This is a genomic window from Bradyrhizobium yuanmingense, from assembly GCF_029167105.1.
Lineage (GTDB): Bacteria > Pseudomonadota > Alphaproteobacteria > Rhizobiales > Xanthobacteraceae > Bradyrhizobium > Bradyrhizobium yuanmingense_A.
Genome location: NZ_JARFML010000007.1, coordinates 70,027 through 82,614, shown reverse-complemented (window position 1 = coordinate 82,614; position 12,588 = coordinate 70,027). Strand labels below are relative to the sequence as shown.

Sequence of the window (12,588 nt, the reverse complement as noted above, 5' to 3'; positions counted from 1 at the left end):
CAATCGTCAGCTTTCAACCGACGACAATCAGGCAAACTTCTTCTGGACTTCTGCCGACACGTTGGCCGGCGCTTCTGCGTAGTGATCGAACTGCATGGTGAAGGTCGCGCGACCCTGGCTCATCGAGCGCAGATTGTTCACGTAACCGAACATGTTCATGAGCGGCACCATCGCGTTGATGACGTTGGCGTTGCCGCGCATGTCCTGCCCCTGGATCTGACCGCGCCGGGAATTCAGGTCGCCGATGACCGAGCCGGTGTAGTCTTCCGGGGTCACCACCTCGACCTTCATGATCGGCTCGAGCAGGACCGACTTGCCCATCTGCAGCGCTTCGCGGAAGCAGGCGCGCGAGGCGATTTCGAAGGCGAGCGCCGACGAGTCGACGTCGTGATACTTGCCGTCGACCAGTTGCACCTTGACGTCGACCACAGGGAAGCCCGCGACCACGCCGGACGACAGCACGCTCTCCAGGCCCTTCTCGACGCCGGGGATGTATTCCTTCGGCACCGCGCCGCCGACGATCTTCGATTCGAATTCGAAGCCCTTGCCGGCCTCGTTCGGCTCGACGATGAACGACACGGCCGCGAACTGGCCGGTACCGCCGGTCTGCTTCTTGTGGGTGTAGCTGTGCTCGACCCGCTTGGTGACGCGCTCACGGAAGGCGACCTGCGGCGCGCCGATGTTGGCGTCGACCTTGTAGGTGCGCTTGAGGATGTCGACCTTGATGTCGAGGTGGAGTTCGCCCATGCCCTTGAGGATGGTCTGGCCGGACTCGTGGTCGGTCGACACGCGGAAGGACGGATCCTCCGCGGCGAGCTTGGCCAGCGCCACGCCCAGCTTCTCCTGGTCGGCCTTGGACTTCGGCTCGATCGCGATCTCGATGACCGGCTCGGGGAATTCCATCTTCTCCAGGATCACCTGCTTGTCGGGATCGCACAGCGTGTCACCGGTGCGCGCTTCCTTCAGGCCGGCCAGCGCGACGATGTCGCCGGCATAGGCTTCCTTGATGTCCTCGCGGTTGTTCGCATGCATCAACAGCATGCGCCCGATCCGCTCCTTCTTCTCGCGGGTCGAGTTCACGACGCCGGTGCCGCTCTGCAGAATGCCGGAATAGATGCGGCAGAAGGTGATGGTGCCGACGAACGGGTCGTCCATGATCTTGAACGCGAGCAGCGCCAGCGGCTCCTTGTCGTCCGCCTTGCGCACGACCTCGTTGCCCTTGTCGTCGGTGCCCTTGATCGCGGGCACGTCGAGCGGCGACGGCAGATAGTCGACCACGGCGTCGAGCAGCGGCTGCACGCCCTTGTTCTTGAAGGCCGAGCCGCACAGCACGGGATAAAACGCGCCGGTCAGCACCGCCTTGCGGATCAGGCGCTTCAGGGTCGCCTCGTCCGGCTCCTTGCCGTCGAGATAGGCGGCCATGGCATCGTCGTCGAGCTCGACGGCGGCTTCCACCATCTTCTCGCGGTATTCCTTGGCCTGGTCGACGAGGTCTTCCGGAATGTCGACATAGTCGAACTTGGCACCGAGCGACTCGTCGTTCCAGACGACGCCCTTCATCTTCACGAGGTCGACAAGACCCTTGAAGTTGTTCTCGGCACCGATCGGAAGCTGGATCGCGACGGGCTTGGCGCCCAGACGGTCGACGATGTCCGACAGACACTTGAAGAAGTCGGCACCGATCTTGTCCATCTTGTTGGCGAAGACGATGCGCGGAACCTTGTACTTGTCGCCCTGGCGCCAGACGGTCTCGGTCTGGGGCTCGACGCCCTGGTTGGAGTCGAGCACGCAGACGGCGCCGTCGAGCACGCGGAGCGAACGCTCGACTTCGATGGTGAAGTCGACGTGACCGGGCGTGTCGATGATGTTCAGGCGCTTGCCGTTCCAGAACGCGGTGGTCGCAGCCGAGGTGATCGTGATGCCACGCTCCTGCTCCTGCTCCATCCAGTCCATCGTCGCGGCACCTTCGTGCACTTCGCCGATCTTGTGGCTCTTGCCGGTGTAATAGAGGATGCGCTCGGTCGTCGTGGTCTTGCCGGCGTCGATATGCGCCATGATACCGAAGTTACGGTAGTCCTCGATGGCATGTTGGCGGGGCATGGGTCGTTCCTTGCGAGTCCGAGTGTGTCGCCGTTACCAGCGGTAGTGCGAGAAGGCGCGGTTGGCTTCCGCCATGCGGTGCACGTCTTCGCGCTTCTTGACGGCGTTCCCCCGGTTGTTCGATGCGTCCAAGAGCTCCGCCGAGAGCCGCTCGGTCATGGTCTTCTCGTTGCGCTCGCGCGCAGCCGCGATCAGCCAGCGAATGCCGAGCGCCTGCCGGCGGGTCGAGCGGACCTCGACCGGAACCTGGTAGGTCGCGCCGCCGACGCGGCGGGAGCGGACCTCGATGGTCGGCATGACGTTCTCGAGCGCCTGCTCGAACACGCCGAGCGGGTTCTGCTTGGTCTTGGATTCGATGATGCCGAACGCACCATAGACGATGCCTTCCGCAACCGACTTCTTGCCGGCGTACATCACCGAGTTCATGAACTTCGTGACGATGATGTTCCCGAACTTCGGATCCGGAAGAACTTCGCGCTTTTCCGCAGAGTGGCGACGAGACATAGGCTTGGTTCCCGCTTACTTCGGACGCTTGGCGCCGTACTTCGAACGACGCTGCTTACGGTTCTTGACGCCCTGGGTGTCCAGAACGCCGCGGAGGATGTGATAGCGCACGCCCGGCAAGTCCTTGACGCGGCCGCCGCGGATCATGACCACCGAGTGCTCCTGGAGGTTATGGCCCTCGCCGGGGATGTAGCCGATCACCTCGAAGCCGTTGGTCAGGCGCACCTTGGCAACCTTACGAAGCGCCGAGTTCGGCTTCTTCGGGGTCGTGGTGTAGACGCGCGTGCAAACACCACGCTTCTGCGGCGACTGCTGCAGCGCCGGCACCTTCTTGCGCGACTTCTGCACTTCCCGCGGTTGAGCGATCAGCTGGTTGATCGTCGGCATTCTGGCCTTCACCCTTTTTCTGCCGCGGCCCCTCTCGGGTCCGCTGTCTTGCCGCGGCCCGTCACCGGGTCCGCAAATTCTGCTCGAGCTACCCGCCCGAACGGGCCGCCTGGCGCGAATGACCCGCGCAAAGCGAAATTGCGCCAACCGCTCCATCAACGAGCGGAAAGCGCTTCGACGCCACAGAGGACCGCAGTCTCGGAGCCGTTCAGCGTAACGCCGCGGCCCGCGCACTGAGGTCATGCATCCGAATTCGATCTCAAGAGAACGCGCTCGAGAGAACTAAAGTCGCACTGGCATTGCCTAGCTATGATCGACAGCGTTTGAGCGGCATTCGTCGAGGTTGGTGCCCGTCTTTGCGACCCCTGGCAGATCTAGTCTTTGGGGATCAACGGGTGGCCCGTTCCGACGCTGGCGATGCTCACCGCCTGTCGTTAAGTGAGGCGCTTTCTATAAGTGAGAATCGGTCAAGTCAAGGTGAAACGACAGTCACAAAGCGCTTCATGCGCCTGCAAAAAATAGCCTCATGGCCGCCTCCCCGCGCCTGCCTGATATAGGACCGAGGCGACTGACCTGCCAGATCTGAAACCAATTATACCCGGGCTTAATGTAGTTTTATTACCAAGCTGAGGGGCTTTTCTCCTGCCTGCGCTCAGTTTGCTGGCTGGTGGCCGGTCTACCAGCTTTTCCCGGCCCGCCGCGATGCCCGGTGTGACGGGGCTTCAGCCCGGACCTGCCGACCCGCGGATGGCTCTCGCCCCAAGCCATGCCCTGCAAAAAAGCGGCGTCGCGGCGGCCGAACGCCTTGCTTCAGAGAATCGACGAGTCGGCGCTGAACCGCGCGTTGCCTGTGAGACGAGACGATCAGACGCGGCCGCTCGAAGCTGACCGCCCGCGGTTACTCCTCCTCGTCCTCATCGTCCTCGAGGTCATCGTCCTCGAGGTCTTCGTCCTCGTCGTCATCATCGCGGTCGGCGTCGGCATGAGCTGCCGCGCCATGGGGCTGGTGGATCTGGTCGTTCCACAGCTTGCGATAGGTGCCATTCTTGGCCAGCAGCTCGGCATGGGAACCGCGCTCGATCGCCCTGCCCCCTGAAATCACGATGATCTCGTCCATCTCGACCACCGAGGTCAGGCGGTGGGTCGACCAGATCATGGTGCGACCCTTGGCGACCCTGAGCAGCGTGCGGTTGATCGCGGCCTCGGTGGTCTGGTCCAGCGCCGAGGTGGCTTCGTCCAGCAGCAGCACGGAGGGGTTGCGGATGATCGCGCGCGCGATCGCGATGCGCTGGCGCTGGCCGCCCGACAGCGTGTCGCCGCGCTCGCCGACCGGCGTGTCGTAGCGTTGCGGCAGGCCCATGATGTAGCGGTGGATCTCGGCCTTCTTGGCCGCCTCCTCCACCTCCTGGTCGGTCGCGCCCTCCTTGCCGAGCCGGATGTTCTCGCGGATCGACATGTTGAACAGCATGTTCTCCTGGAACACCACCGCCATGCTCCGGCGCAGCGAGTCCAGCGTCACCTTGCGGACGTCGACGCCGTCGATGGTGACGCGGCCTTCGTCGGGCACGTAGAGCCGCAGGATCAAATTGAGCAGCGTGCTCTTGCCGGAGCCGCTCGGACCGACGATCGCGATGCGCTTGCCGGCATCGAGCTTGAGGCTGAGATTGTCCAGCACCGGCGTCTGACCACCCTCGTACTGGAAGGTGACGTGATCGAAGGTAATGTCGTGGGTGATGCGCGGCAGATCGGGCGCGCCCGGGCGATCGGCGCTGCGGGTCGGCTCGTCGAGCAATTCCTGGATGTGGCGGATCGCGGCGGCCGAGGAGATCGACACCGGGATGAAATGCATCACATGGGCGATGTTGTAGGAGACCTCCCAGAACGCGCTCTCGAAGGTGACAAAGGTGCCGATGGTGATATGGCCCTTGGTCGCCAGATACGCGCCGATCGCGAGCACCACGAGGTGCAGGAGGAGCACCGAGATGGTGACCGTCCGCTCCACCATGGTCGAGAGGAACGTGGCCGAGGCCATCTTGTTGCGGGTCTCGTCGTTGCGCAAGGTGAAGAAGGCGAACATCTTGCGTTGCAGGCTGAACGCCTTGATCACCGCCTGGGCGGCCACGTTCTCCTGGACTTGGCCCAGCAACGCCGATTCATTGAGCTTCTGTTCGTAATTGGCCTGCACCGCCTTCGGCGTCAGGATCCGCGGGCCGATCAGTGTGATCGGGAACACCAGCAGCGCGACGACGGCGAGCTGCCAGTTGAGGAACAGCATCAGGATGATGCCGGCGATCAGCTCCAGGAACGGCAGCGCGGCACTGTTGGCGAACGTCTTGACCGAGCCTTCGAAGGCCGAGAGATCGACCGAGAAGCGCGACAGGATCTCGCCGCGCCTGGTGCGGCCGAAATAGGCGGCGGGCAGGTCCTGGACGTGCTCGAACAGGCGTTTGCGGACATCGGAGATGACGCCAGCGGCAAGTCGGGCGTCCCAGCGTTCGTACCAGACTGCAACGATCGAGGTGAAAATGCCGGCGACGGCGAGCACGCCGAGGATCTTGTAGAGCGCCTGAAAATCCTCCTCGCCGAGCGCATCGTCGATCAGGAACTTGAGGCTGAGCGGCATGATGACGTTGAACAACGTCTCGACCACGACGCCGAATGCCACGAATGACAGCATCCGCTTGTAGTTGGAGAGATAGGGCTTGACGAACCCGACAATGGTCGCGAGGGCCCCGGCGGCTTCGCGCGCGGTAAAGACGACGAGGTCCTCGTCCTCATCGTCCTCGTCGAGCTCCAGCTCGTCATCCCCCTCGTCTTCGGCGTCCTCGTCGTCCTTGAGATCCGGCTTGGCAGCGTCGGCGAGCTTGCCGTCGAGCCCGGCCGCCTCCTCCGCGGCGAGCTTCTGTTGATCGGGAGATAGAGGCTTGTCGCCGGGCAAGAAAGGCTTGGACGCCATGAAACCAACCGATGCTGACGGCCGGCATGACCGCAGAGAACGCAGGAAATAGCGGCAACCGCTATTGCACCGATTCTATGCGATCAGGATGAATTCGGCAAAACAATTGGCGAATTCGGTTGGCGTCCCCCGAGGCTAGTCCTCGTCCTCGACCTTGTCGAAGAAGGAATAGCGCAAGCTGTCCGCGTCGGCGTACCACTGCCCCGGCCCCTTGTTGGCGGCAAGCGTCGCCTCCCACAGCGCATCGGTGCAATCCTTGCGGTGCATCGACAGGTCGAAGCCGTTGCCGAAGAACAGTTCGGACCATTCCCACCAGGTGCCGAGCTTCTTGACTCCGCGCAGCAGGTCGTAGCGGTCGATCAATGCCGGCGCCATGTCCGAGGTGATGGAGCCGAACACGAGGCCGGTCTTGACCACGCGGTTGAGCTCGCGGATCGCGCGGACCACTTGCTTCGGGGAAACGTGGCAGAGGCTGGTCTCGAACACGAAGTCGAAGGTGCCGTCCTTGAACGGCATGTCGGTGATCGTGCCGAGCTTGTTGTACTTCTTCAACGCTTTCGGCGTCCTGGCGTGGATCGCGCGGTTGTTCTCGATCCCCCATGCATCGATGCCGCGATCGCGCAGGGCGCCGACCAGTTCGCCGCTGGCGGAGCCCGCGACCAGCAGCTTGGCGCCCGCCGCCCTGCCCCAGACGATGCCGATCAGCTTCGTCAGGTAGTCGGGATCGGTGAAGTGCCGCCACGCCTGGTGATAGGGGCCGAGACCGCGATAATTCTCGAAATATTTGCGATCGATCTTGTCCGAGAGCGGCTTGTCGTCCTGCGCGCGCTGGCGGCGCAGGCGCATCATCTCGGTCAGGATGATGTCGGTCGCCGCGTCCGAGGAATCCAGCAGGCCGTTCAGCGTCGAATCGAACAGATAGTCGCCGACCACCACGATGCCGGAGTGTTCCTTCGGCTCGGGCCGGTGATTGGTCATGACGTCGCGCGCGGGCAAACCACCAGGCAGCGCGTTCACCGAGGACAGCCAGCGGTGGATCTTGCCTTCCATGAAGTGCAGACGCGCATCGCCGAGAGAAGCCGGCAGCGATTTCAGGGCGGCCTCGATCAGCTCCTGGTCCGACAGATTGGCAAAAGCCAGCGCGTCAGAGCCGGGAATGAGCCAGTTCAGAACACCATGCTTGCCGACGTCGTGACGTGCGCCCTCGTTGTAGACGCAGCAGCCGCCGAAGGCTTCCGACATGAACCAGGCGCCCGGAATCTTGTCGCCCCAGAACGGCTCGTCGAACAAGACCGAGACGCGCAGATAGTGCGCGGGACGGTCGAAATAGGCCACGTGCTTGACCATCGACCTGCGCAGCTGCTCGCCCTCCCAGCCGAGAGTGGCGAGCCAGGAATGCGGCAGGCAGACCAGCACGAGATCGAAGTCACGGGTCTCCGGCCCCTTGCCGTTCATCATCTTGAGCTGATACCGGCCGGTCGGCGCCTTGCCGACGGTGAGTACGCGGTGATTGAGCTGGATGTCGGCATTGACCTCCGACTGCAGGCACTCGATCAGCTGCTCGTTGCCGTTCTGGATGGAATAGAGGCCGATATAGCCGTCGACGTCCATCAGATAGTTCTTGAGCGCGTTGAGCCCGTTGGTGTTGTGGCTCTCGGTCGCGATGTCGGAACGCGCCATCACCTTGAAGAAGCGCTTTGCGGTGACGTCCTCGACCTCCTCGTCGAGCACCTGCTCGGCGGTCTTGTAGGCCCAGGGATGTTCGTTGTCGTGCGCGCCGACGCCCTCGTAATATTCCACCGGCGACATCACCTCGGCGCAGCGCTTGCGGAAGGCTTCGATCGCGGCGGCAGTCCTGGCACCGTATTTGCGGCGCATGCCGGGAACGTCGTTGAGCAGCTCACCGCCGAACTGCACCTGCTCGGCATCCATCGGAATGGTCTGAAGGCCGAAATGCTGGATCAGCTCGCGCAGAGGATCCGGGCCCGTCATGGAGTAGTCGTAGATCTCGGCAACACCGGCCTCGTACATCGCGGGCGCCGAATCGAACTTGCGGGTGACGATCTTGCCGCCGAGCCTGTCGGAGGCCTCGTAGATGGTGACGCGGCAGAGGTCGCCGAGCTTGCGCTTCAGGTACCAGGCGCTCATCAGCCCGCCGGGGCCGCCGCCTACGATTGCGAGATCAAGCATGAGAGTTCCGTGGTCTTCCGGCCCTGCCCCCTTGGCGGGACCACCGGTCTAAAGCGCCATAGCACAAGCGCTTTTGCGGCTGAAGGAAAGATGAACAAAGGTTGATCCCGCATCGCAACAAGCAAACAAAGCAGCAAAAAGGCCGGCGAAAGCCGGCCTTTTCATTGTTCTCGGTATTCCTACGGATGAACGATCATTCCGCGGGCGGCAGCGCAGGAAGCTCGGCTTCCGGCGCTGGCGACACGACGGCGGCCTGCTTCTCGCGCTCGTCCAGGATCAGCTTGTCGCGCTTCATGGCGACTTCGCGGATCTTGGCCATGGAGGCGCCGGTGCCCGCCGGGATCAGCCGGCCGACGATGACGTTCTCCTTGAGGCCTTCGAGCGGATCGATCTTGCCGTTGACCGCCGCCTCGGTGAGGACGCGGGTGGTCTCCTGGAACGATGCCGCCGAGAAGAACGAGCGGGTCTGGAGGCTCGCCTTGGTGATGCCGAGCAGAACCGGCGTTCCCGTGGCGGGCTTCTTGCCCTCTTCCTTGGCCTTCACGTTCAGCGCGTCGAACTCGATCTTGTCGACCTGCTCGCCGGAGATCATGTCCGTGTCGCCCTGGTCGGTGATTTCCACCTTCTGGAGCATCTGACGGACAATCACCTCGATGTGCTTGTCGTTGATGAGCACGCCCTGCAGCCGGTAGACCTCCTGGATCTCGTTGACCAGATAGGCCGCGAGCTCCTCGATGCCCTTGACCGCGAGGATGTCGTGCGGCGCCGGGTTGCCTTCCACGATGAAGTCGCCCTTTTCGACGACGTCGCCGTCCTGAAGGTGGATGTGCTTGCCCTTCGGGATCAGGTACTCGCGCGGCTCGTCGGTCTTGTCCATCGGCTCGATCGAGATGCGACGCTTGTTCTTGTAGTCGCGCCCGAACCGGATGGTGCCCGCGATTTCGGCGATGATTGCCGCATCCTTCGGGCGCCGAGCCTCGAACAGTTCCGCCACCCGCGGCAGACCGCCGGTGATGTCACGCGTCTTGGCGCTTTCGGTCGAGACACGGGCGAGGATGTCGCCCGGCTGGACCTTGGCTCCGATGTCGACCGAGAGAATGGCGTCGACCGACAGCATGTAGCGGGCATCGCCGCCACGGGCGAGCTTGAGCACCTTGCCGTCCTTGCCCTTGACCACGATGGCCGGACGAAGGTCCGAGCCGCCGCGCGTCGAGCGCCAGTCGATGACCACACGCTTGGCGATACCGGTGGCCTCGTCGAGCGTTTCCGAGATCGACTGCCCCTCGACCAGATCCTCGAAGCCGATGGTACCTTCGACCTCGGTGAGCAGCGGACGGGTGTAGGGATCCCACTCGACGATGCGCTGGCCGCGCTTGACCATGTCGCCCTCGTCGACGTGCAGACGCGAACCGTACTGAATACGGTGCGTCGCACGCTCGGTGCCGTCGGCATCGACGATCGCGACAACCATGTTGCGCACCATCGCGATAAGGTGACCTTCGCTGTTGCGGGCGATGGCCTTGTTCCTGATCACGATCTTGCCGTCGAAGTTGGCTTCGACGAAGGACTGCTCGTTGAGCTGCGCCGCACCGCCGATGTGGAAGGTGCGCATGGTGAGCTGGGTGCCCGGCTCGCCGATCGACTGCGCCGCGATGACGCCAACCGCTTCGCCGTGGTTGACCGGCGTGCCGCGGGCGAGGTCGCGGCCGTAGCACTTGCCGCAGATGCCGTTGATGAGCTCGCAGGTCAGCGCCGAGCGGATCTTCACCTCCTGGATGCCGGCCTGGTGGATGGCATCCACGTGGCTCTCTTCCATCAGCGTATCGCGCTTGACGATCACCTGGCCCGAGCTGTCACGCACGTCTTCGCAGGCCGTGCGTCCGAGGATGCGCGAGCCGAGCGAGGCGACCACGGTACCGGCGTCGACGATGGCGCGCATCTTGATGCCGAGCTTGGTGCCGCAGTCGCTCTGCGTGATGATGCAGTCCTGCGCCACGTCGACGAGACGACGGGTCAGGTAGCCGGAGTTCGCGGTCTTCAACGCGGTGTCCGCGAGGCCCTTGCGGGCGCCGTGGGTCGAGTTGAAGTACTCGAGCACCGAGAGGCCTTCCTTGAAGTTCGAGATGATCGGCGTCTCGATGATCTCGCCCGACGGCTTGGCCATCAGGCCGCGCATGCCGGCGAGCTGGCGCATCTGGGCCGGCGAACCGCGGGCACCGGAGTGAGCCATCATGTAGATCGAGTTGATGTCGGCGTCGGCTCCGCTCGCCGTCTTCTTGGTGGCGGAGATCTCCTTCATCATCGCCTTGGCGATTTCTTCCGTGGCCTTCGACCAGGCGTCGACGACCTTGTTGTACTTCTCGCCATGGGTGATCAGACCGTCGTTGTACTGCTGCTCGAAATCCTTCGCCAGTGTACGGGTGGTGTCGACGATCTTCCACTTGCCGTGCGGCACGACCATGTCGTCCTTGCCGAAGGAGATGCCGGCCTTGAACGCGTTGTAGAAGCCGAGCGCCATGATGCGGTCGCAGAAGATCACCGTCTCCTTCTGGCCGCAGTGGCGGTAGACCTGGTCGATGACGCCGGAGATCTCGCGCTTGGTCATCAGCTTGTTGATGATCTCGTAGGAGATGCGCGGGTTCTTCGGCAGCAGATTGCCGAGCATGACGCGGCCGGCTGTGGTCTCGATCCAGCGCTTGGAGACCTTGCCGGTCTCGTCCATGCCTTCCCACCGGTACTTGATCTTGGTGTGGAGGTGGATGACCTTCGCGTGCAGCGCATGCTCGAGCTCGGCCATGTCGCCGAACACCTTGCCCTCGCCGGGCAGGCCTTCGCGCATGATCGAGACGTAGTACAGACCGAGCACGATGTCCTGCGACGGCACGATGATCGGCTGGCCGTTCGCCGGATGCAGGATGTTGTTGGTCGACATCATCAGGACGCGCGCTTCCAGCTGCGCTTCGAGCGACAGCGGAACGTGCACGGCCATCTGGTCGCCGTCGAAGTCGGCGTTGAACGCGGAGCAGACCAGCGGGTGAAGCTGGATCGCCTTACCCTCGATCAGCACGGGCTCGAATGCCTGAATGCCGAGGCGGTGCAGCGTCGGTGCGCGGTTGAGCAGCACCGGATGCTCGCGGATCACCTCGTCCAGGATGTCCCAGACCTCGGGCCGCTCCTTCTCGACCAGCTTCTTGGCCTGCTTCACGGTCGTGGACAGGCCCTTGGCGTCGAGCCGCGAATAGATGAACGGCTTGAACAGCTCGAGCGCCATCTTCTTCGGCAGGCCGCACTGATGCAGGCGCAGCTCGGGACCGACCACGATCACCGAACGGCCCGAATAGTCGACGCGCTTGCCGAGCAGGTTCTGACGGAAGCGGCCCTGCTTGCCCTTGAGCATGTCGGCGAGCGACTTCAACGGGCGCTTGTTGGCGCCGGTGATGACGCGGCCGCGGCGGCCGTTGTCGAACAGCGCATCGACCGCCTCTTGAAGCATCCGCTTCTCGTTGCGGATGATGATGTCGGGCGCGCGCAGCTCCATCAGCCGCTTCAAGCGGTTGTTGCGGTTGATGACGCGGCGATAGAGGTCGTTGAGATCAGAGGTCGCGAAACGGCCGCCGTCCAGCGGCACCAGCGGACGCAGGTCCGGCGGAATCACCGGCACCACGGTCATGATCATCCATTCCGGCTTGTTGCCGGAGTGGCGGAACGCTTCCACGATCTTCAGGCGCTTGGCGAGCTTCTTGTGCTTGATGTCGGAGTCGGTCTCCTGCATCTCGACACGCAGCGAGGCCTCGAGCTTCTCGAGGTCCATGCCCTTGAGCAGCTCGCGGATCGCTTCGGCGCCGATCATGGCGGTGAAGGAATCCTGGCCGTACTCGTCCTGCGCCTTCAGATACTCGTCTTCCGACAGCAGCTGACGGTCCTTCAGCGCGGTGAGGCCCGGCTCCAGCACGACGTAATATTCGAAGTAGAGGATCCGCTCGAGATCCTTCAGCGTCATGTCGAGCAGGAGGCCGATGCGCGAGGGCAGCGACTTCAGGAACCAGATGTGGGCGACGGGAGCCGCGAGCTCGATATGGCCCATGCGCTCGCGCCGGACGCGCGACAGCGTGACCTCGACCGAGCACTTCTCGCAGATGATGCCCTTGTACTTCATGCGCTTGTACTTGCCGCACAAGCACTCGTAGTCCTTGATCGGCCCGAAGATGCGGGCGCAGAACAGGCCGTCGCGCTCGGGCTTGAAGGTACGATAGTTGATGGTCTCCGGCTTCTTGATCTCGCCGTAGGACCAGGACAGAATCTTCTCTGGAGACGCGATCGAGATCCGGATCTGGTCGAAGACCTGAGCCGGCGTCGTCGGGTTGAAGAGATTCATAATTTCTTGGTTCATCGTCTTCTCCTCGCGTGCCGGTCGCCTCCGGCCGCAAATTCGAAAATCATTTCTGCATGGC

Annotated in this window: 6 protein-coding genes; all 6 read right to left on the bottom strand. The window is 63.2% G+C overall.

The window, feature by feature from the left end; genetic code table 11:
- Positions 1-27: 27 nt before the first annotated feature.
- The 6 genes from fusA to rpoC all read right to left on the bottom strand — a co-directional run bounded on the left by fusA (position 28) and on the right by rpoC (position 12,527).
- On the bottom strand, positions 28-2,100 hold the full coding sequence (fusA, locus tag P0R31_RS11290; RefSeq protein WP_275514136.1) for an elongation factor G: 2,073 nt from the start codon (positions 2,098-2,100) through the stop codon (positions 28-30).
- Between the two features lie 33 nt (positions 2,101-2,133).
- A complete protein-coding gene (gene rpsG / locus P0R31_RS11285; RefSeq protein WP_018647239.1) occupies positions 2,134-2,604 on the bottom strand; it encodes a 30S ribosomal protein S7 in 471 nt (156 codons plus the stop codon).
- A 15-nt stretch (positions 2,605-2,619) separates the two neighbouring features.
- Positions 2,620-2,991, bottom strand: coding sequence for a 30S ribosomal protein S12 (gene rpsL / locus P0R31_RS11280; RefSeq protein WP_007603006.1), 372 nt, complete (start codon positions 2,989-2,991; stop codon positions 2,620-2,622).
- Between the two features lie 898 nt (positions 2,992-3,889).
- Positions 3,890-5,947 carry an ABC transporter ATP-binding protein gene (locus P0R31_RS11275; RefSeq protein WP_275514135.1) on the bottom strand — a complete coding sequence of 686 codons (2,058 nt, stop codon included), beginning with the start codon at positions 5,945-5,947 and terminating at the stop codon, positions 3,890-3,892.
- Between the two features lie 135 nt (positions 5,948-6,082).
- Positions 6,083-8,137 carry an FAD-dependent oxidoreductase gene (locus P0R31_RS11270; protein WP_275514134.1) on the bottom strand — a complete coding sequence of 685 codons (2,055 nt, stop codon included), beginning with the start codon at positions 8,135-8,137 and terminating at the stop codon, positions 6,083-6,085.
- A 193-nt stretch (positions 8,138-8,330) separates the two neighbouring features.
- Positions 8,331-12,527, bottom strand: coding sequence for a DNA-directed RNA polymerase subunit beta' (rpoC, locus tag P0R31_RS11265; RefSeq protein ID WP_275514133.1), 4,197 nt, complete (start codon positions 12,525-12,527; stop codon positions 8,331-8,333).
- Between the last annotated feature and the right edge of the window lie 61 nt (positions 12,528-12,588).